We start from the raw sequence: 20,522 nt of genomic DNA on the forward strand, positions 1-20,522 counted from the left end.
GATACCAATAGTCTTCACTGCCATGATGCCTCTATTGATTGAAGCAATAGAACCTGCAGCAGTGTGCAACTAACTTAGTTTGACGACATCGGCGCAAAGCCCGCAAAGCTGGCAAAACACCCTTGTGTTTAAGTCTATGCCGAAAATGATTGGGGCCGCTGAAATCAGCGGCCCTTTCTGTCTGTCAGTCTGAAACGCCTTAAGCGACTTTCTCAGCCGCCTCTTTCAGCCACGCCAGAACCGTTTCGGGTGCGCTTTCGCCATAGGGGTCTTCACCGTGGTTGTCGCAGCGGCCCGGCTCTTCAAACCATGCTTCGACCACACCGTCATTGATGACAGCGGCATAGCGCCACGAGCGTGCGCCGAAGCCCAGATTGTCTTTCTGCACCAGCATGCCGACCTGACGGGTGAACTCGCCCGAGCCATCGGGGATGACTTTGACGTTCGCAAGCTCTTGGTTGCGCGCCCATGCGTTCATGACAAAGCTGTCATTGACGGACATGCAGTAGATCTCGTCGATGCCCTGGGCGCGGAAGTCGTCAGCGCCGTTTTCAAAGCCGGGCAGTTGGTAGGTCGAGCAGGTCGGGGTAAACGCGCCGGGCAGCGAGAACAGAACGACGCGTTTGCCTTTGAAGTAATCGTCCGAGGTCATGTCCTGCCAGCGAAACGGGTTGGGGCCGTCGATGCTGTCGTCACGAACACGGGTGCGGAAGGTGATGTTGGGAACGCGAACGCCAGTTTGCATGTCAAAATCCTTTCAACTATGTCCCGCGCGGGGAATCGCGAGGGCTTGGTCGGGTATGGTGTTAGAACGATTCCAAATGGGTCTCAACGACGATTTTGCAAGTGCAGCATTGGGTCGCAGGCCATGCGCCAAGCACATAACAGCCATGCGGCTTTCAAGGTGACTTGGCCGCGCGATGACGTTATATGTCACGTAGCCGATTTTGGCGCGGAGGAATGCCATGCGTGATCTGAAAATCCCGGAAAGCCGCCATCCTGAAAAGGCGCATCGCCCGGATAATGCACAGCCTAAAAAACCCAGCTGGATCCGTGTGAAAGCGCCCGGCGGCAAAGGCTATGCCGAAACGCACAGGATCATGCGCGAAAACAAGCTGTCCACCGTGTGTGAAGAGGCTGCGTGCCCCAATGCTGGCGAGTGTTGGAGCCAGGGCCATGCCACCATGATGATCATGGGCGAGATTTGCACCCGTGGTTGTACCTTCTGTAACGTTGCAACCGGACGTCCCGACGATCTGGACGCGTTCGAGCCCGGTCGCGTGGCCCATGCGGTGAAAAAGCTGGGATTGAACCACGTGGTGATCACTTCTGTCGACCGCGACGATTTGAAAGACGGTGGGGCGGACCATTTCGCCCAGACCATCCGCGCCATTCGCCATCAGTCGCCCGACACCACCATCGAGATTCTGACCCCGGATTTCCTGAAATGCGATCCGTCCGTTCTGGAAACCGTGGTCGAGGCGCGGCCGGACGTGTTCAACCACAACCTTGAAACCGTGCCCGGCCTTTATCCACAAGTGCGCCCCGGCGCGCGGTATTTTCATTCGCTGCGTCTTTTGCAGCGCGTGAAAGAGCTTGATCCGTCGATGTTTACCAAATCCGGCATCATGGTCGGCCTGGGCGAAGATCGGCAGGGCGTCTTGCAGGTCATGGATGATATGCGCGCCGCTGATATCGACTTTTTGACCATCGGGCAGTATTTGCAACCGACACCGAAACACCATGCGGTGAAACGGTTCGTGCATCCGGACGAGTTCAAGGACCACGAGACCGCGGCTTATGGCAAAGGCTTTCTGATGGTGTCTTCAACCCCGTTGACACGGTCGTCTTACCACGCAGGCGATGATTTCGCCCGCCTGCGCACGGCACGTGAGGAATATCTTGCAAAAGGTTGATCGAAAACAGGATTAAGGTCTGAAACGGATGCGTTCGATTTGCATCCACTCCGGCATACCGAACAGTTTTTCGATCGCCACAAGCAGCACACAAATCGCAACCACGGCAAACACCAGCTTGACCCGCTTTGCCGAGGGCGGATTGCGCGCCCATTTGGACATGCGCATGAACCAACGTGGGTTCATGCCCTAGGCTTCATCCAAAAACCGCACCTTGCCGATATGCGGCAGGTTGCGGTCTCGCTGCGCAAAGTCGATGCCATAGCCGACAACAAATTCGTCCGGAATTTCAAAACCGATCCAGTCGGCGCGGATGTCGACCTCACGCCGGGACGGCTTATCAAGCAGCGCGATAGTCTTGAGCTTTCGCGGGGATTTTGCTTTCAGCAGCCCAACCACATGTTTCAGGGTGAAACCCGTATCCACGATGTCTTCCACGACCAAAACGTCGCGTCCTGAAATCTCGCCGCGCAAATCTTTCAGAATACGCACTTCACGGCTGCTTTCGGTCGAATCGCCATAGGAGGACGCCTCGAGAAAATCGACTTCGACGGGCAGATCCAGTTCCCGAACCACATCGGCGATGAACACGAATGATCCGCGCAACAACCCCACGACCACCAGTTTATCTGTGCCTTTGAACTCGTCATGGATTTCCTGCGACAACTCTTCAACCCGCGCCGCGATCTGCTTGGCCGAGATCATCGTGTCGATGACATATGGTCGCTGTGCCATGTCTTCCCCCTTGATTTCCGGTCGTATTCCTAGGACATGTGCGGGCAAGTGAGAAGGGAAAACGTCGTCATGCCGACACATGGGGAAAAACGCGTCCTGCCATACACGGCAGATCAGATGTATGATCTCGTGGCGGATGTGGGTCGGTATCCCGAGTTTTTGCCTTGGAATTCCGCCGCACGCGTGCGCCGTGTGACACCGCAACCCGACGGGCGCGACCTGATGGACGCTGATCTGGTGATCAGTTTCAAGGTATTTCGCGAACGCTTCGCCAGCCGCGTCTGGCTGGATCAGGCGGGCCGTCGGATTGATACGGAGTATCTGGATGGTCCGTTCAAATATTTGAAATCACACTGGATATTTCACCCGCACGCGGATGGGTGCGAGGTGGAGTTCTTTGTGGATTTCGAGTTCAAGAGCGCGATATTGCAAAAGGTGATCGGGCTTGTGTTCAACGAGGCGATGCACCGCATTGTTGCGGCCTTTGAAAAACGCGCATCCGAGCTTTACCCCCTAACCGGGCAGACACCGACCGGCTAGAATCCAAAACCTGCTTCAGGGTTTCCGCCGTTTCGGCGCACTGTCACCGCCTTTTGCTTTCGCAATTGCCTTGGCGGCAGCACGTGCCCTATTTTTCTTGCTGGACGCTTTTCCTTTTGGCGGGGGTGGTCCTTTTTTGCCGTCGGTCGGGCGCTTAACCTTGGGCTTGTCTCCATCGGGTTTAGACGCCTTGCGTGGTTTTCGGTCCTCGTCTTTCGACTTGGCATAGGCTTTGACCGGACGGTCTGCGTCCTTGTCGTCTTTCCACTTATGCTTGGGGTTGGGCTTGCGTTCGGACGGCGCTGCCCCTTTGGCTGTCCCTTTGCGATGCGGCTTTGGGTCTGTCTTGTCAAACTTGCGCGGCTTGCCACGCGGGGCAGGTTTGCTGCCGCGTACAAGGTCAGGCGGCGTGGTCAGTCGTTCGACGGCAAACGTCTCAATCGTCATGCCTGCGCCGAGGGTAGAGAGGAACCCTTCTACCTGAGCCTCCTTCACTTCGAAGAAGGAGAGATCATCCTGAATGCGAATGGCCCCGATGTCATTGCGGGTGATATTGCCCGCCTTGCACAGCATAGGCAGAAGGTGGCGCGGATCAGCGCCTTGGTTGCGGCCCTTAGAAAGGGTGAACCAAACGCTTGGGCCAAACGGCTTGCGCTCCTCTTGTTTGGCGTTGGCAGCGGACAGCTCTTCAGGGGCGGCATGGGCCGTGTGGTAAAGCTGAAGGTAAGCGGTGGCCAATTGTGCAGGGCTGAATTTCGCGACCAGTTCTTCGGCTAGGGCGGCTTCGTTTGCGGTAGGCTCCTGCGTCCAGACTTCGTCTTCCAGGATGCGTTTCTGATCCTCGGCGTGTACTTCTTGCGCAGATGGGGCAGGGCCCCAGTCCGCAGTCAGCTTGGCAAAGCGCAGCAGGCGCTCTGCCTTTTTACGCGATGCGGGCGGCACAATCAGCGTGCTGACGCCCTTTCGACCGGCGCGGCCTGTGCGGCCCGACCGGTGCAACAGGGTTTCATGGTTGTTGGGCAGTTCGGCATGGATGACAAGATCAAGCTTCGGCAGGTCAATCCCGCGCGCGGCCACATCGGTCGCCACACAGATCCGTGCGCGTCCGTCGCGCATGGATTGCAACGCGTTGGAGCGTTCGTTCTGTGTCAACTCGCCCGATAGTGCCACGACCGAAAAGCCTCGGTTCGACAGGCGGGTCGCCAACCTGCTGACCATCGCGCGGGTGTTGCAGAAGATGATCGCGTTCGGGGCGTCGAAAAATCGCAGCACGTTGATGATGGCGTTTTCGCCGTCACGTGGGGCCACTGCCATGGCACGATATTCGATATCGCTGTGCTGGCTTTTCTCGGCCACCGTGGTCACGCGTTGCGCGTCTTTCTGATACCGCGCGGCGAGCGTTGCGATGCTTTTCGGCACCGTCGCGGAAAAGAGCAGGGTTTGGCGGTCGCTCGGGGTTTCGTCCAGAATGAACTCAAGATCTTCGCGGAAACCGAGATCCAGCATTTCGTCTGCTTCGTCCAGCACCACGCTGCGCAGCGCCGACAAATCAATTGACTCACGCATGACATGATCGCGTAGACGCCCCGGTGTGGCGACGACGATATGGGCACCGCGGGCCAAAGCGCGACGTTCATCGCGCATATCCATGCCGCCCACGCAGGACGCAACCACCGCGCCGGTTTTGGCAAACAACCAGTTCAGCTCGCGTTTCACCTGCATGGCCAGTTCGCGGGTCGGGGCGATGACCAATCCCAGCGGGCTGGCGGCGGGTCCAAATTGATCATCTCCGCCCAACAACACGGGGGCAATAGCAAGGCCGAATCCAACCGTCTTGCCCGATCCGGTCTGCGCAGACACCAAAAGGTCCGCACCTTGCAATGCCGGGTCGGACACGGCGGTCTGGACAGGGGTCAGGGTGTCATATCCGCGCTCGGCGAGCGCGTCAGAAATAAGCTGTTTCACGGGCGATCAATTCTGTTGTTTCGGTAAGGCAGCACGGGTGATCCGTCACGGCAGGTCTGCAATGCAGGGGCGAAAGCGGGCTGATAGCCTGTCTGCACAGGATTGTATAGCGCAATAACGTCCTAATCCGTGTCTGCAAGGGGATGGTGGGTCAGGACGAGGTCTTTCAGACGTTCCTCTAACACATGCGTATATATCTCGGTGGTCGAGATGTCGGCATGGCCCAGAAGGGTCTGGATCGACCGCAGGTCTGCGCCATGGGCCAAAAGGTGGGTGGCGAATGCGTGGCGCAAACGGTGAGGCGTCACAGCCGCGGGCGAAACTCCGGCGGCCACGGCGATTTCTTTGATCAAGCCATAGAAACGATGCCGGGTAAGGTGGCCGTATTTTCCACTAGAAGGAAACAAAAAGGATGATGGCTTTGCGCCTGTCTTGATGCGCGCGTCATCCTCGGCCCCGTCGCGGGCGGAAAGCCATGCGGCCAGCGCATCACGAGCAGGGGCAGAGAGCGGAACCATACGTTCCTTGCCGCCCTTGCCCTTGACCAGCAACATGTGCGGTTCGCCCCGGGCGGCAGCGACGGGCAGGCCCACAAGCTCGCTGACCCGCATCCCGGTGGCATAAAGCAATTCCATCAGGCAGGTGTTGCGCAGTTGATCTTCGCGGCTGCGACCATGGCTGCGGGCGGTGAGCAAAAGAGCCTCGACCTGATCTTCGCTCAGGATTTTTGGCAGGGATTTTGACCGTCCCGGCCCTTTAATCTTGATCGCTGGATTGTCCGTTCGCCAGCCTTCTTCATAGGCGAAACGGTAAAGCTGTTTGATCGCTGACAAGCGACGGGCGCGAGTCGATTGGGCCAACCCCATCGTGTCGCACTCAACCATGAAAGTCTCGATATGGGAACGGGTGATGTCAGCAAAATCAATCTCTTTATCGCCCGCAAACTCAGCAAACCCCTTCAGGTCGCGTCCATAGGCTAAAAGTGTATTCTCTGACGCGTCAAGCTCGGCTGCCTGTGCTTCCAGAAAGGTGGAAATCCAGCGGACGTGGTCGGCGTTCATCCGCGCCTCTCAAGGATCAGAAATTCAAGTGCTGCCTGTCGGGCAACCTGTTCCAGACCCACCTGCCGAAAGAAGGCCAGCGCATCGGTCAACTCGTCTAGATCGCCATTGCTGCCTGACGTGAACAGTTCAATCGCGCGCAGGATCGCTTCACCCAGCCGATCCTGTTCGACAAGCGACCGCAGGCGAACGGGCAGATCGGTGGCAGCAAACCCTTCCAAGACCGCGCGGGTGCGATCATCCATAGGTGTTAGGTCGGCGGTTTGACCGCGCGCAATGCCCAGAAGGATCGTGGCAAGCGGGTCATCCGCATTTGGATGTGCCATTTCGGCCACTTTCTCATGATCCGCTGACAGAAGCCCAAGCCGCAGTGAGATGTCGCCTGCTTTTTCGGGCAAATTGCGCGCGGCAAGCTCGGGGCCGAAGATTTGCGCGAAGGGCACTTCCAGACCGCTTTCTTCCAAATGAGGCCAAAGGTTCAGAACGGCGTGCGCCGTTTGACCATCATCTTTTGCAGCCAAAGCCGTTTCAACGCTTTTTACCGCACGCATGCGATCCCAAATGCCGCCTGACGCGGCGGGTCTGCGTTCGGAATACAGGCCCAGAAGTTGGTTTTCAGTTACTGCCCCCACACGAGCCAACCGTTCGCCCGCCTCGGCGCGGGCTTTCCAGCCGATATTGGCACGCAGGTCAGACTGTGCGAACGCCAAAGGCAGTGAACCTGTGTTGATATGAAGCCCGATGGCTTCGAACATCCTAAAGGTCAGGGGGGACGGGTGATCAGGTCGGGGCAGGTCGGGTTCACCTTCAAACAGGTCCGGGTCAAGAAACCGCGCGAGCAGAGCATCCTCTTCATCACTGATATATCCCAGCGCCCGTCCAGTTTCCAAGGTCAGCACAGCGGCATCCCAATCGCCGCTTCGTGCAAGACAGAAAACCCGTGCTGGATAGGTGGGACTAAGCTCGGGCGTGGCGCGCAGTGTTGTGCATTGCAAGTCTTCGTTGCCCAGCAGAAGCGCGGTATCGAAGGCACGACGAAAAACGCGGGGATTCACCGAACCGGAACGGGACAGCAATGCCTCGGCCTGGTCCAGTGCACCCAGCGACAACAGCCGGTCGACCCGAGCCAGAAACAGGCGATCTTCGCCCGCGCTGGCCCCTTTGGGAGGATCAAGTTCGGCCAGCATCAGCTTTTGAAGCAGGCTTTGCATCGCCGGCTGTAAATCCAGATCAAGCGCCGCAATGCGGCGTGCAAGATCATCGGGGCGTGACAGACCCCAAAGGTCACGCGGCAACCCTGTCACCACACCGGGTAACAATCCGACCGCATCTAAAACCGGCGTTTCCAACAGTGCCATTGTCACCTCGGCGACAGAGGCTCCGGTGCTTGTGGCCGGTTCATCCAATGCCGGGGGCAGGATAGCGCTCTCGGATGACGGGGGCGGCAGCGCGATACTGTCTGAAAGCCAATCGATGGCCGACAAGGGACCAGCCCCTTGCGGAGTCTGTGCCGTAGTAGGGGACGCCAAACTGCTTAGAACACACAACAGCGCGCCGCTCAGGTAAGCGGCGCGTCCTGATTGTCCGTCCCGTCGCCGCTCAGCCACCATTCAGCGTCACAGTACTGCTTTGCGGTGCGGTCCTTGGTGCCATGTCGCCAAAGAACGCGAAACCGGTCAGCCCGATAAAGCCAACGATTGCCAAGAAGAATATAAGCTTGATCAAACGGATCAGCATGTCGTTCCACCCATTTTCTGCCTCAAGTGGTGTTTTGTCTAATTTTATATATGGCATTTTCTGTAAGATCACGCCATTCAGGAAAGAAATTCAAATTTGGGCAAGTGGGCGCCGTTTTGCCATTCAAGTTGAAGAAATCCATCGTCATGGTTGGCATGATGGGTGCGGGCAAGACCGCGGTCGGACAGGCGGTGGCCAACCGTCTGCATGTGCCGTTTCTGGACAGTGACGAAGAAATCGTGCGCGCCGCCAACATGTCCATAGCAGAAATCTTCGAACGGGATGGGGAAGCATTTTTCCGCAAACGCGAGACTGAGGTGATCGGCCGCCTGCTGGACACTGAACGCGCGGTTCTATCCACCGGGGGTGGGGCATTTATGTCCGAGCAGAATCGGAACATGATCTCGGAGCGGGGTGTGGCAGTTTGGTTGAACGCTGATCTTGATTTGCTGTGGGCGCGGGTCAAGCACAAGGACACCCGTCCCTTGCTGCGGACCCCTGATCCCAAGGCAACGTTGACCCAGATCTATGACACCCGTGTGCCTGTCTACGCCAAGGCAGATCTGTCGGTTGAGGCGCAACGCGATTTTACGATTGCAGATATGGCAAATGCGGTGGTGGCGGCGTTGCTGACACGCCCCGACGTGCTTGAGGAGACCTGACATGACCACGGTTCATGTGCCACTTGGTGATCGCGCTTATGACGTGCGGATCGGACCCGGGCTGTTGTCGCGGGCGGGTGCAGAGATTGCGCCTCTGCTGAACCGGCCAAGGGTCTGGATCGTGACGGAACAGACTGTCGCGGGGCTGCATCTTGCAACGCTTCAGGATGGTCTGTCGGCCGAGGGGATTGACTCGGAAGCCCTGATATTACCGCCTGGCGAGGGAACGAAAAGCTGGCCTTACCTGACACAAACTGTCGAATGGTTATTGGATGAACGGGTCGAGCGTAACGACGTTGTCATCGCTTTTGGTGGCGGCGTTATCGGTGATCTGGTGGGTTTTGCTGCCGCAATCCTTCGCCGTGGCGTGCGCTTTGTGCAATTGCCCACCTCGCTGCTCGCGCAGGTCGACAGTTCGGTCGGGGGCAAGACCGGGATAAATGCGCCGCAAGGTAAGAACCTGATCGGCGCTTTTCATCAACCCTCTCTTGTTCTGGCCGATGTCGAGGTTTTGGGCACGCTGACCGCGCGCGATTTTCTGGCCGGTTACGGCGAGGTTGTGAAATACGGCGGTCTTGGCGATGGCGCGTTTTTTGAATGGCTTGAAGTCAACGGCTCTGCGCTGGCCGCTGGGGATATAAGCCTGCGCGAAGAAGCCGTGCGTCGTTCAGTCCAGATGAAAGCCGACATCGTGGTGCGGGATGAAACGGAACAGGGCGACCGCGCACTTTTAAACCTTGGTCATACGTTCGGACACGCGCTTGAGGCGGCGACCGGCTATTCCGACCGGTTGCTGCATGGTGAAGGCGTTGCCATCGGATGTGTGCTGGCTTTCGAAACCTCAGCCCGGTTGGGGCTGATCAGTCAAGAAAGCCCCTCGCGCTTCCGTGCGCATCTGGCCAAGATGGGCATGAAGAAAGACCTGTCCGACATACAGGGCGACTTGCCAGATACCGACGGTCTGATCACGCTGATGGGGCAAGACAAGAAGGTCGAACAGGGCAAGCTGCGTTTCGTGCTGGCCCGCGCCATTGGGGACGCTTTCGTAGCTGATGACGTCGATATGGGCGTCGTTCGATCTGTGTTGGATGACGCTTTGGCGGGACGTTAACGACCTTGCGCGTTTAGGCGGCTCAGGTGGGTTTGCTTGAACGCCTTTGAAGACTTCAGCCCATAGCCAACCGAACGATCAATCCCGATGTGGGCGATCCAAATCAACACCAACGGCAGATAAGGCGGCTGGTAGCTCCAACAAAGTAAGCCAAAAACCATTGGCCCGATATAGCTATGGACTAAGTTATAGCACCACGACCCGATCCGCGCGTTGATCAGATAGCCCAAGGCTGACAAATCCGGCACCAAAAACAGAACGGCGTAAAGGATCCAGTTGCCGGAGAGTGAAGCATAAAGAACGGTGGCTGTGATAAAGACCGCCAAACCCTCAAGTCGGAGTATGGAAATGATGGGTCGTTCGGTGATCGGATGGTTTGAAGTTTCAATGTTCACAGGTGCCTCTTCCGTCATGCGGGCTGATGAAAGCGGGTTCTGAAACCAAAACAGCCGCCCGAAGGGGCGACTGTTTCAGAATATCTGGCTGATCTAGAACGGGATTTCGTCATCGAAACCGCCGCCAGCTGGGGCAGGGCCGGGATCGCCGCCACCATAGCCGCCCTGATTGCCACCGCCTTGATTACCGCCGCCACCGCCTTCACCGCGGCCGTCCAGCATCGTCAACGTGCCGTCGAATCCCTGCAACACAACCTCGGTTGAGTAGCGATCATTGCCGGACTGGTCTTGCCACTTGCGGGTTTGCAGTTTGCCTTCGACGAAAACCTTCGATCCTTTGCGCAGGTATTGCTCGCAGATGCGGACCAAACCTTCCTGGAAGATTGCAACCGAATGCCATTCGGTCTTCTCACGCCGCTCGCCAGTGTTTCGATCTTTCCAGGTTTCTGACGTGGCGATGCGCAGGTTGCACACCTTGCCACCGTTCTGGAATGTGCGCACTTCCGGGTCAGCGCCCAGATTGCCGATGAGCATGACCTTGTTAAGCGAACCCGCCATCCGTCGTCCTTTCGATTCTGTAATTCGACCTCATGGTTACACCATGTGGTGGCACAGTTGAAAACGGAAATCCCCATAAAGCCATTAGATTAACCTGCCCAGACGGGCGGTATTTCCTGCCCATACCGAGCCCGGTTTTGCAAAATGCCGCACCCTCTTCCCCAAAAAGCCGAAGTTGCGTATATTGCGCCCGAGGATTTCAGGGGACAGGTATGTCGCGCAAGATTTTTTTGAAGACGTATGGTGCTGTTTTGGGTCTTGCAGCGGGCATCGCGCCGATTGGCGAAATGGCGTTTGCAGACAACCTTTTCTCGAGTTCGGGTGGGCGGGCCGCCTTTGCGTCGCAAACCCGTGTATTGGATACACGCGCGGCCCAGCAATATGCGGCCAGCACGCGTCTGACCCCGAACAAAGACGCCGAGCCGGCTTATGGCATTCCGTCCTTCACCGGAAAATACAAGGGCGAGTATCTTGCTCTGGCAAAAGCTGCCGCACAACGCCACGGCATTCCACAAGACCTGTTCTTACGATTGGTGCAGCAGGAAAGCGGTTGGAATCCACGCGCGTTAAGCCATGCCGGTGCCATTGGATTGGCGCAGCTTATGCCCTTCACGGCACGCAAACTGGGCGTCGATCCCCATAACCCTGCACAAAACCTTGAGGGCGGAGCACGTTACCTGCGCCAGCAATATGATCGGTTCCGGTCGTGGAAACTGGCCCTTGCGGCATATAATGCCGGGCCGGAAGCCGTGCAAAAATATTCAGGGGTGCCGCCCTATAAAGAAACGCGCGGCTATGTGCGCGCCATTTTGGGCGGCTAAGCGGACATTTAGACGGATCGGCCCTGCGGCCCGGAATACGCGCGTTCAACCTTTGCTACACGAAGATTGTATCTTTCATACCAGCCCTTGATCCCCAGCTTCTGTGCGATCAGATGCTCTGACACCTGCTTCCACGCCTGAATTGCGGCTTCATCCGCCCAATAGGACACGGTGATCCCAAGACCTGTGGCGTCACGAGTGGTCTCAGCGCCCAGATACCCCTGTTGGGTTTGCGCAAGCTCGAAAATCTTATCTGCCATCGCATCATATCCCGGCGCGGTTTCGGCCAGTTGATTGGTGAAAATCACCGCGTAGTAAGGGGGAGTTGGCAAGGGTGCGAAACGGGATTGGGTCATCTGGGCGTGGCCTTATTTGGATCGCGCCCAGACTAGAGTGGCGGTCTTGCTTATTCTACCCCGGACAGCTCTTTCTTATGTAGCCATTCAGCGTGTTTGGGCGCACGTTTGGTCTTGGCCCATTCGTTCAGCATCTCCCATTTAACCTCGTCCATACGAGCCAACATCGCGTCTTCTTCAGGGTCGGGGCAGGCCAGTTCGACCCGGTGCCCATTGGGGTCGAAGAAATATATAGAATGGAAGAGCGAATGGTCGGTGACCCCCAGAACCTCGACACCTTCCTTCTCAAGATGTTCTTTGAACTCAATCAGCTCGTCGCGGTCTTTCACTCTGAAGGCGATGTGCTGAACCCAGATCGGCGTGTTTGGATCGCGTCCCATTTCGGCTTTTGTCGGAAGCTCAAAAAACGCCAGAACGTTGCCGTTCCCGGCGTCCAGAAAGACATGCATATACGGGTCAGGTTCGTGGGTCGATGGAACATGGTCCTCGGCGATTGCCAAAACGAAATCCATATTCAGCATTTTCCCATACCATTCAACAGTTTCCTTTGCGTCCTTACAGCGATAGGCAACATGGTGAATCTGTTCAATCTTCATTGTATCCTCCTAGTTTCACTGTTAACTAACATAAAGTCGTTGCAAATGCAACGAAAAGGGTAAGCAGGCAATACCAGACCATGTTTGACGGCGTTGTAAGGGTAGAGGGGGTGTCAACGAAGGGATGCGAAAGCACCCTGGGGGTTATCCGCCTTTACGAAAAGCGGATGGCGTGGTGCCGGTTTGCTTCTGGAAGGCCCGGGTGAAATAGGCCGCTGAGGCAAAGCCAAGCGAGTCCGCGATATCCTTGATCGGGATATGCGTTTCGGTCAGCAAACGGCGTGCTTCGTAGTGAATGCGATCTTGCAAAATGGCTGATGCCGGACGCCCACAGGTCTTGTTGCACACTCGGCTCAGATGGGTGGGTGTGACGCCCAGTTCGGCCGCATAGTCGCGCACCGTCTTGTCGGTGTGAAACTCTTGTTCAACCAGCGCGGTGAAGGCATTGACCAGCCGTCCTGTCGCCCCGATTTCAGAATGTTCGACCTTGGTGTCGTTTAGTTGCCGTTCCAGCCATACAGACAACAGGCCTGCGTGGCACATCAGGGCACGGTGGGCGGTGTCCGTGCCTTTCTCCATCTCGCGTTGCAGGTCGTCAACAAGACTGTTCAAAACCATTTGCTTGTCGGCTTCGCGCAGACGCATATGAACGGCTTCATCCGGCAAGGCCAGAACATCTTCGCTGCCTTGCGGGAAGACCACGATGGTGCCGTTGACCTGATTGGACATTTCGAATCCGTGCATGGTGCCGGCGGGCAAAAACAGGCAGTTGTGCGGACCATAACCGGCGGTGACACCATTGACGGTGATCCGGCCCTGGCCACGGATGAACCATAAAAGAACCGGTGCGCCATAGGATCGCATCGCTTCAGTGCGCCACCTGCCACCACTGGCCAACCGGGCAAGCGGCAAGACACGGAAGGGCGATGAAAAAGTATCGGATTTTGTCATAGTTTCAGCGTCAGACGTCTAATACGGGCAATAAATAGTAACGTAACATGGGTATCGTAAAAACGCGCTGCTGTCCCAAGATTTTTTCCGACAACTGTGTTATCCACAGCTTGTCCACAGATTCAGGGCGACAAATGATCGGGTTTCGGCGGATTGATGCAGAAATGACAACGGTCCTACGGGGTGTGATGCCCGGTCGCCGTTGTTAGGGCAGGGGAATCACCTGCCAGTTGCCCATCCTTTTGCGAAACCAAGTCCTTTGCCGCTTGGCATATTGCTGCGAGGCGACAATTGCACGATTGCGCGCGTCCTCCAGCGTCATTTCGCCCTTCAGATGCGCGATCAGTTCGGCGGCGCCAATGGCCTTTGCGCTCGGATCCTTGGGGTTCCAATGGGGAAGGTTGGCGCGCGCCTCGTCAAGCGCGCCCTGTTCCAACATCAGATCAAAGCGGCGTGCGATACGGTCACGCAACCAATCCCGGTCGGTATGAAGCACAAAGGGACAGGTATCAGAGAGCGGCAGCAGTGGTGGCGGTGTGCTGTCCTGCCAACTGGCCAACCCGCGACCGGTGGTGCGCTGCACTTCCCAGGCGCGAGCCACACGGGCCGGGTTTTGCCAGTCGATCCGGTCAAGGGTCGCGGTGTCCAGATCAGCCAAAAGGGCAGGTATCCCCCCCTCGGCCATACGTCGTGCGCCTTCGACGCGGATCTCGGGCGGTGTCTGGGGGATGTCGGCCAGTCCCTCGGTCAGGGCGCTCAAGTTCAGGCCGGTTCCTCCGACAATAATTGGACGCAGCGGACCTTTCAGGATCGGGGCTATATCACGCAGCCAATGTCCGGCAGAGAAGGGATAGTTGCGCGGCACATACCCATAGAGCTTGTGCGGCACGCGGGCTTCCTCTTCTGGCGAAGGACGGGCGGTCAAGATACGCCAGTTCTCGAAAATCTGAAGAGCGTCGGCATTGACGATCACCCCACCTGAGGCCTCGGCGATGGCCATGGCCAAGGCTGATTTGCCGGACGCGGTTGGCCCTGCAATCAACACCGGTCGGTCTTTCGGCACGCTTTTAGCGATGGTCGGTATGTCTATTCGGGTCTCGGACATGTGGCCTCGTGCACATCGTGCCCCGATGGGGCTTTTTTGACTTAGGACGTGGATCGCGCATTGAATAATGTGCGTCGATCGGTCATTTTGCGCCAAAACAATCACGACAACCAGAAAGTGGCAACCGATGAGTGATCAGGCCTCAGGGGTTCCGGACACGGACGCGTCAAACAGCGACGCAGACATCCCGCAACCGACCTATAACCGCGTCATGTTGAAAATTTCCGGCGAAGCGCTGATGGGGGATCAGGGGTTCGGTCTGAACCCGCCCACCGTCGAACGCATCGCGCAAGAGGTCAAGTCCGTGCACGACATGGGCGTCGAGATTTGCATGGTGATCGGCGGCGGTAATATTTTCCGGGGCCTGCAAGGTTCAGCCCAGGGAATGGAGCGTACGACTGCCGATTATATGGGAATGCTTGCCACGGTCATGAACGCGCTGGCAATGCAATCCGCGCTGGAAGGGTTGGGTGTCTTTACCCGTGTGATCTCGGCTATTCCGATGGATCAGGTCTGCGAGCCATATATTCGCCGCCGTGCTGTGCGCCACCTTGAAAAAGGCCGAGTTTGCATCTTTGCTGCGGGCACAGGAAACCCGTATTTCACCACTGATACAGCGGCAACTTTGCGAGCAAATGAAATGGCTTGCGAGGCGATCTTTAAGGGAACGAAGGTCGATGGAGTTTATGACAAAGACCCAGTCAAGAACGCGGATGCCGTGCGTTATGACCATGTTTCCTATGACGATGTTCTGGCCAAACGGCTGGGTGTAATGGATGCGTCGGCGATTGCGTTGGCACGTGACAATAACTTGCCGATCATTGTATTTTCGCTGGATGAGCCGGGTGGATTCCGGGGCATCCTGTCCGGCGAGGGCACATATACCCGCGTGGGCAGCTGACGGACAGAGATAGGTGGGGCGATTTTTCGCCAACCGTTGAAACACCGCGCAGGGTTCGGCGAACCAGCCTATACATCTAATGGCTGCTGGCGTTATACCGGGCGAAAGACGCTCGGACGTATATGCGAGAAGAAGACAAGGGGAAGCCACAAGATGGCAAACGAAGATTTTGAATTGGATATGGGTGATCTGGAGCGCCGGATGGATGGTGCGATTGCATCGCTCAGAACGGAATTCGCGTCATTGCGCACGGGACGCGCTTCGGCCTCCATGCTGGAGCCGATCATGGTCGAAGCGTACGGCCAGCGCACACCGATCAACCAGGTCGGCACTGTGAACGTGCCGGAGCCACGTATGGTGACCATCAATGTCTGGGACAAAAGCATGGTCAACGCGGTTGAGAAAGCGATCCGCGAAAGCGGACTGGGTATCAATCCGCAGCTGAACGGCACCATCATCATGTTGCCGATCCCCGAATTGAACGAAGAGCGTCGTCGCGAATTGACCCGTGTCGCCGCGCAATATGCCGAGCACGCGCGCGTTTCTATTCGCAACGTTCGCCGTGATGGCATGGAACAGCTTAAAAAAGCGAAAAATGACGGAATGAGTGAAGATGATCACAAATTCTGGCATGATGAAGTGCAGGGCCTGACAGACAAATTTGTTGGTAACGTCGACAAGGCTCTTGAGGTAAAACAAGAAGAGATCATGCAGGTCTGACCCTATAACGGGTGAATGTGATCTAAAAAACAGAATTGGGCATGTCGATGGGCAGAAAAGCCGCGGACAAAGCAGAGAAGGCGCAAAAGTCGCCTGATCACGTTGCCATTATTATGGATGGCAATGGCCGTTGGGCGCAAAGCCGTGGGAAACCGCGGCTTTTCGGTCATCACGCGGGTGCCAAACGTGTGCGCGAGATTGTCGAAGCCTGCCCGGATCTGGGCGTGAAATACATCACCATCTTTGCGTTCTCGACCGAAAACTGGAAGCGTACCCAAACCGAAGTTGCGGGTTTGATGAGCTTGTTTCGCCGCTATATCCAGAAAGAAGCGCGTGCGCTTTTGGCGGAAGGCGTTCGGGTGCGCTTTATCGGTGATCGGGACCGGCTGGACAAGAAGCTGATCGCCCTGATGCACGAGCTGGAAGCTATGACCGAAGGCAACGACCGCGTGCATCTGACCATCGCCCTGAACTATGGTGGGCGGGACGAAGTCGCGCGTGCAACGCGCCGCATGGCGTTGGATGTGGCTGCGGGCAAGCTTGACCCTGAAAGCGTTAATGAGCAAACGCTTACAAGTTATTTGGATACATGCGTTTTACCCGATCCTGATCTTGTGATCCGAACGTCAGGTGAAGCTCGGATTTCAAATTTCCTACTCTGGCAATCCGCCTATGCGGAATACGAGTTTATTGACACGCTGTGGCCTGATTTTTCAGCCGAAGTGTTCGAAGAAGTGGTTGACCGCTTTGCCGGGCGCGAGCGTCGGTTCGGTGCGGTAGAGACCGCCGCCGAATAACTCTTAAGATACGACGTTGATTGACCCAACAGAGCGCGACATTTGCGCCACGCCGTCCCATTGCCCGACACCCGCGCGATCAACCGCTTGAGGGCCGGGCGTGTGAGTGCCATAAACCCCGCATGACAAGCCCCAATCCTTCATCGAAATGGTCCGATCTGGCACCGCGAGTGCTCTCAGCCGTCGTTATGGCGGGCGTTGCGGTCTTGGCTGTTGCGTTGGGTAACCCGATTTACCTGATCATGATCAGCATCGTGATCGGATTGTGTGTCGGAGAACTTGGCCGTTTGCTGCATCCTACGCCACCACGCATCTATGTTCTGTTGGGTGGTTTGGCAGCGATCGCCACGTTCCTTGTAGGTTACAAGATCGCCCCAAACAGCCCGTTCGGCAACGTGATCGCAACCAAGTCACTTCTCTTACTGATTCCACCGCTGTTGGGTGCGGGATTGATCAAGCAGCACAAGGTGTTGTTTCTGGGCTATTGCAGTCTGATCATGTTGGCGGGACTTGGATTTGTCGTCATCGGACCAGGAGATGTTTTGATTTGGTTTCTGCTGATCATCATCATGTCTGACGTTGCAGGCTATTTCGTCGGGCGCACCGTGGGCGGACCAAAGTTCTGGCCACGCGTCAGCCCTAAGAAAACATGGTCTGGCACGATCGCGGGCTGGGTCGGGGCGCTGTTGATCGGGTTGATCGGGGCCGGTTTCGGGGTGTTTACCCCTACCGAGGCTATGTTTGCACCATTGATCGCCTTCGCCGGTCAAATGGGTGACATTGCTGAAAGCGCGATCAAGCGGAAAGTGAATGTGAAGGACAGCTCGCAGCTTATTCCCGGCCATGGCGGCGTGTTGGATCGGTTTGATGCGATGATCGGTGCCTCGGCGGTGCTTCTGCTGCTCACAGGTGCCGCATGGCTCATGATCTCGACTGGATGACGGGGCAGGGCGTATGACACCGACAGCGCAGCGCAGGGTCTCTATTTTTGGGGCGACCGGTTCCATCGGGCAATCCACCATCGACCTGATTGCCCGTGATCCGGACGCTTATGACGTGGTGGCGCTGACCGGCGGACATAACGTGTCGCAATTGGCGCGGGATGCGATCCGGCTGGATGCTGATATCGCCGTCACTGCACATGAAGATAAACTGCCCGCCCTGCGCGATGCTTTGTCTGGATCTGGGATTGACGCCGCGGCGGGTGAAGTGGCAATTGAAGAAGCGGCCACCCGACCTGCCGATTGGGTTATGTCTGCAATCGTCGGAGCCGCGGGACTTTTGCCCGGATTGCGCGCGTTAGAAGCGCACGCCACCCTTGCGCTGGCCAACAAGGAAAGCCTTGTGACCGCCGGGCCGCTGATGATGGCCACCGCCAAGGCCCATCATGCGCGCATTTTGCCAGTAGACAGCGAACATTCGGCGGTCTTTCAGGGTCTGGTTGGTGAAGACATGGCGGCGGTTGAACGGGTGATCATCACCGCTTCGGGCGGGGCGTTTCGCGACTGGCCGCTGGACAGGCTGGCGCAGGCCACGTTGGAACAGGCCAGCGCCCATCCGAATTGGGACATGGGGCAGCGGATCACCATCGACAGTGCCTCGATGTTCAACAAGGCGCTGGAAGTGATAGAAACCAAAGAGTTTTTCAATTTTCGACCAGATCAGATCGAGGTGCTCGTGCACCCGCAGAGCCTGGTTCATGCTTTGGTGGGGTTCAATGATGGTGCCTTGATGGCGCATCTGGGGGCGCCGGACATGCGTCATGCCATCGGATACGCGTTGCATTGGCCGGATCGGCGCGATCTGCCGGTGGATCGGCTGGACCTGGCCCGGATCGCCACGCTGGAGTTTCGTGCCCCCGACGAAGCCCGTTACCCCGCTTTGCGCCTTGCGCGCGAGGTGATGGCCACAGGTGGGCTGAGTGGCGCGATTTTCAATGCGGCGAAAGAGAAAGCCCTGGACGCCTTCATTGCCGGGGCCATCGGATTCATGGACATGGCAGAGGTGGTGGAACAGGTGCTGACCTGGCTTGACGCAGATGTGTCCCTAATGCAGGGCGCCATGACCCTTGATAATGTGCGTGCCGCCGACCAAATGGGACGCAGAACCGCCCAACTGGTTATCGACACCCGCCCCGCAGTGTAAGCGGCCAAAAGAACAAGAGCAGGAGAGACACCCCATGGAACTGACCGGGTTGCTTCCCGATTTCGGAAACCTCGCCTTTACGATATTGGCGTTCCTGGCGGCATTGACCGTGATTGTGGCGGTGCATGAATATGGCCACTACATCGTGGGGCGCTGGACCGGGATCAAGGCGGATGTGTTCTCGATCGGGATGGGGCCGGTGCTGGCCTCGAAAAAGGACAAGCACGGGACCAGTTGGCAGATCGCGGCTCTTCCGATTGGTGGCTATGTGAAGTTTCGCGGCGATGCGAATGTGGCGTCAGGCAGTGCCGACGAGGGTGCAATAGCTGCGATGAGCGACGAAGAACGCCGTCATACGATGCACGGTGCCCCTCTTTGGGCGCGGGCGGCCACGGTGGCTGCAGGACCGGTCTTCAATTTTATCCTGTCGATTATCATTTTCGCGGGTCTGGCTCTGGCCACAGGTGTAGCGCGCGATCCGCTTTCGGTTGCCAAACCGCTGAACGTACCGGGAATGGAAGACGGGCTGCGGTCCGGTGATGAGATCCTGTCGATTGCCGGAATTGAAACACCACCTTTGGCGGACTTTGCCACACTGGTCGAACAACTGCCTGATACGGCAATGATCGACTATCAGGTTCGTCGCGATGGGCAAGTGATCAATCTGACCGCTACGCATCCGTTTCCCGCTCTTGTTGGCTCGGTCAGCCCGCAATCAGCCGCAATAGATGCAGGGCTGCAAGATGGCGACTTTATCTCGACGGTCGATGGTGCGCCGGTGCCCACCTTCAACACGCTGCGCGAAATTGTGGTGAACGGGGAAGGCGAGCCCCTGACTTTGGGAATCGTGCGCGATGGTGCGCCACTTGAGGTGACACTGACTCCACGGCGGCAGGACATCCCCAGTGCCGATGGCGGGTTTGAAACGCGGTGGCTGATCGGTATTACGTCGGGAATGGTGTTTGAGCCGGCAACCCGCACGCCGGGGGTATGGGAAAGCCTTGTTTCCGGTGCCGATCGGGTGATCTATATCATCAATGCCAGCCTGTCGGGGCTTTGGCATATGATCACCGGCGCGATCTCAAGCTGCAACTTGTCAGGACCGATCGGCATCGCTCAGGTCTCGGGGCAGGCGGCGTCTTTGGGGGCGACTAGCTTCATTAGCTTTATCGCAATGCTGTCCACAGCCATCGGCCTGCTGAACCTGTTTCCGATCCCGGTGTTGGACGGTGGTCATCTAGTGTTTTATGCGTGGGAGGCCGTGACCGGCAAAGCGCCGTCCGACAAAGTGCTGAATGTCTTGTTGGCGATTGGCCTGTCGCTGGTGCTGTCCTTGATGGTGTTTGGGGTCACAAACGACCTGTTTTGTCCGTAGAACATCCAAAAGTTCCCGGAAAAACAGCGTGCGCCACAATCTTGCCACATTTCTGTAGCGGTGACGCCGTAATCC

General features: G+C 57.2%; 24 protein-coding genes. 11 read left to right on the plus strand and 13 right to left on the minus strand.

The window, feature by feature from the left end; translation table 11 throughout:
• Positions 1–199 precede the first annotated feature (199 nt).
• Positions 200–745, minus strand: a complete 546-nt coding sequence (locus MWU51_RS06365; protein WP_247035718.1) for a peroxiredoxin — start codon at positions 743–745, stop codon at positions 200–202.
• Positions 746–965: 220 nt separating this feature from the next.
• On the opposite strand from MWU51_RS06365, the gene lipA reads away from it, so the two are divergent.
• Positions 966–1,916, plus strand: coding sequence for a lipoyl synthase (gene lipA, locus MWU51_RS06370; RefSeq protein WP_247035720.1), 951 nt, complete (start codon positions 966–968; stop codon positions 1,914–1,916).
• Between the two features lie 12 nt (positions 1,917–1,928).
• On the opposite strand, the gene MWU51_RS06375 is transcribed toward lipA, so the two are convergent.
• Positions 1,929–2,102 (minus strand): hypothetical protein, encoded by a 174-nt coding sequence (locus MWU51_RS06375; RefSeq protein WP_247035722.1) that lies wholly within the window; start codon positions 2,100–2,102, stop codon positions 1,929–1,931.
• Positions 2,103–2,105: 3 nt separating this feature from the next.
• Positions 2,106–2,651, minus strand: a complete 546-nt coding sequence (hpt, locus tag MWU51_RS06380; RefSeq protein WP_247035724.1) for a hypoxanthine phosphoribosyltransferase — start codon at positions 2,649–2,651, stop codon at positions 2,106–2,108.
• Between the two features lie 69 nt (positions 2,652–2,720).
• Between hpt and MWU51_RS06385 the strand changes: the two genes are divergently transcribed.
• Positions 2,721–3,191: a type II toxin-antitoxin system RatA family toxin gene (locus MWU51_RS06385; RefSeq protein ID WP_247035725.1), complete on the plus strand. Its 471-nt coding sequence runs from the start codon at positions 2,721–2,723 to the stop codon at positions 3,189–3,191.
• Between the two features lie 15 nt (positions 3,192–3,206).
• Here MWU51_RS06385 and MWU51_RS06390 read toward each other — a convergent pair whose 3' ends face one another.
• From MWU51_RS06390 to MWU51_RS06405, 4 genes are all read right to left on the minus strand, one after another.
• Positions 3,207–5,156 carry a DEAD/DEAH box helicase gene (locus tag MWU51_RS06390; RefSeq protein WP_247035726.1) on the minus strand — a complete coding sequence of 650 codons (1,950 nt, stop codon included), beginning with the start codon at positions 5,154–5,156 and terminating at the stop codon, positions 3,207–3,209.
• A 122-nt stretch (positions 5,157–5,278) separates the two neighbouring features.
• Positions 5,279–6,217 (minus strand): site-specific tyrosine recombinase XerD, encoded by a 939-nt coding sequence (locus MWU51_RS06395; RefSeq protein ID WP_247035727.1) that lies wholly within the window; start codon positions 6,215–6,217, stop codon positions 5,279–5,281.
• Positions 6,214–7,701 carry a hypothetical protein gene (locus MWU51_RS06400; RefSeq protein ID WP_247035728.1) on the minus strand — a complete coding sequence of 496 codons (1,488 nt, stop codon included), beginning with the start codon at positions 7,699–7,701 and terminating at the stop codon, positions 6,214–6,216. Before MWU51_RS06400 ends, MWU51_RS06395 begins: the two co-directional genes overlap by 4 nt.
• 115 nt (positions 7,702–7,816) lie before the next feature.
• On the minus strand, positions 7,817–7,954 hold the full coding sequence (locus MWU51_RS06405) for a hypothetical protein (RefSeq protein WP_247035729.1): 138 nt from the start codon (positions 7,952–7,954) through the stop codon (positions 7,817–7,819).
• Between the two features lie 116 nt (positions 7,955–8,070).
• Between MWU51_RS06405 and MWU51_RS06410 the strand changes: the two genes are divergently transcribed.
• Both MWU51_RS06410 and aroB read left to right on the plus strand, forming a co-directional pair.
• Positions 8,071–8,616: a shikimate kinase gene (locus MWU51_RS06410; RefSeq protein WP_281502643.1), complete on the plus strand. Its 546-nt coding sequence runs from the start codon at positions 8,071–8,073 to the stop codon at positions 8,614–8,616.
• A 1-nt stretch (position 8,617) separates the two neighbouring features.
• Positions 8,618–9,727 carry a 3-dehydroquinate synthase gene (aroB, locus tag MWU51_RS06415; RefSeq protein ID WP_247035730.1) on the plus strand — a complete coding sequence of 370 codons (1,110 nt, stop codon included), beginning with the start codon at positions 8,618–8,620 and terminating at the stop codon, positions 9,725–9,727.
• Here the strand turns inward: aroB and MWU51_RS06420 are convergent.
• Both MWU51_RS06420 and ssb read right to left on the minus strand, forming a co-directional pair.
• The gene (locus tag MWU51_RS06420; RefSeq protein ID WP_247035732.1) at positions 9,724–10,122 is read right to left on the minus strand and encodes a DUF4260 domain-containing protein; all 399 of its coding nucleotides are present in this window, start codon (positions 10,120–10,122) and stop codon (positions 9,724–9,726) included. The two genes, aroB and MWU51_RS06420, sit on opposite strands and share 4 nt — an antisense overlap.
• 93 nt (positions 10,123–10,215) lie before the next feature.
• Positions 10,216–10,680 (minus strand): single-stranded DNA-binding protein, encoded by a 465-nt coding sequence (gene ssb / locus MWU51_RS06425; RefSeq protein ID WP_247035734.1) that lies wholly within the window; start codon positions 10,678–10,680, stop codon positions 10,216–10,218.
• Between the two features lie 287 nt (positions 10,681–10,967).
• On the opposite strand from ssb, the gene MWU51_RS06430 reads away from it, so the two are divergent.
• Entirely contained in the window at positions 10,968–11,501 is a 534-nt protein-coding gene (locus MWU51_RS06430) for a lytic transglycosylase domain-containing protein (RefSeq protein WP_247038737.1), read from the plus strand.
• An 8-nt stretch (positions 11,502–11,509) separates the two neighbouring features.
• Here MWU51_RS06430 and MWU51_RS06435 read toward each other — a convergent pair whose 3' ends face one another.
• The 4 genes from MWU51_RS06435 to miaA all read right to left on the minus strand — a co-directional run bounded on the left by MWU51_RS06435 (position 11,510) and on the right by miaA (position 14,509).
• A complete protein-coding gene (locus MWU51_RS06435; RefSeq protein ID WP_247035736.1) occupies positions 11,510–11,857 on the minus strand; it encodes an antibiotic biosynthesis monooxygenase in 348 nt (115 codons plus the stop codon).
• A gap of 50 nt (positions 11,858–11,907) precedes the next feature.
• The gene (locus MWU51_RS06440; RefSeq protein WP_247035737.1) at positions 11,908–12,453 is read right to left on the minus strand and encodes a VOC family protein; all 546 of its coding nucleotides are present in this window, start codon (positions 12,451–12,453) and stop codon (positions 11,908–11,910) included.
• Between the two features lie 144 nt (positions 12,454–12,597).
• The gene (locus tag MWU51_RS06445) at positions 12,598–13,404 is read right to left on the minus strand and encodes an AraC family transcriptional regulator (RefSeq protein ID WP_247035738.1); all 807 of its coding nucleotides are present in this window, start codon (positions 13,402–13,404) and stop codon (positions 12,598–12,600) included.
• 205 nt (positions 13,405–13,609) lie between these two features.
• A complete protein-coding gene (gene miaA / locus MWU51_RS06450; protein WP_247035739.1) occupies positions 13,610–14,509 on the minus strand; it encodes a tRNA (adenosine(37)-N6)-dimethylallyltransferase MiaA in 900 nt (299 codons plus the stop codon).
• A gap of 211 nt (positions 14,510–14,720) precedes the next feature.
• Here miaA and pyrH point away from each other — a divergent pair, with 211 nt between their 5' ends.
• From pyrH to rseP, 6 genes are all read left to right on the plus strand, one after another.
• Positions 14,721–15,410 carry a UMP kinase gene (gene pyrH / locus MWU51_RS06455; RefSeq protein WP_247038739.1) on the plus strand — a complete coding sequence of 230 codons (690 nt, stop codon included), beginning with the start codon at positions 14,721–14,723 and terminating at the stop codon, positions 15,408–15,410.
• A gap of 153 nt (positions 15,411–15,563) precedes the next feature.
• Positions 15,564–16,130, plus strand: a complete 567-nt coding sequence (gene frr, locus MWU51_RS06460; RefSeq protein WP_247035740.1) for a ribosome recycling factor — start codon at positions 15,564–15,566, stop codon at positions 16,128–16,130.
• A gap of 47 nt (positions 16,131–16,177) precedes the next feature.
• The gene (locus MWU51_RS06465; RefSeq protein ID WP_247035741.1) at positions 16,178–16,927 is read left to right on the plus strand and encodes an isoprenyl transferase; all 750 of its coding nucleotides are present in this window, start codon (positions 16,178–16,180) and stop codon (positions 16,925–16,927) included.
• Positions 16,928–17,049: 122 nt separating this feature from the next.
• Positions 17,050–17,868: a phosphatidate cytidylyltransferase gene (locus MWU51_RS06470; protein WP_247035742.1), complete on the plus strand. Its 819-nt coding sequence runs from the start codon at positions 17,050–17,052 to the stop codon at positions 17,866–17,868.
• Positions 17,869–17,881: 13 nt separating this feature from the next.
• Entirely contained in the window at positions 17,882–19,072 is a 1,191-nt protein-coding gene (gene dxr, locus MWU51_RS06475) for a 1-deoxy-D-xylulose-5-phosphate reductoisomerase (RefSeq protein WP_247035744.1), read from the plus strand.
• A gap of 34 nt (positions 19,073–19,106) precedes the next feature.
• On the plus strand, positions 19,107–20,447 hold the full coding sequence (gene rseP / locus MWU51_RS06480) for an RIP metalloprotease RseP (RefSeq protein WP_247035745.1): 1,341 nt from the start codon (positions 19,107–19,109) through the stop codon (positions 20,445–20,447).
• Positions 20,448–20,522: the final 75 nt, after the last annotated feature.

Source organism: Aliiroseovarius sp. F47248L, from assembly GCF_023016085.1.
In the GTDB taxonomy this organism is placed as follows: Bacteria; Pseudomonadota; Alphaproteobacteria; order Rhodobacterales; family Rhodobacteraceae; genus Aliiroseovarius.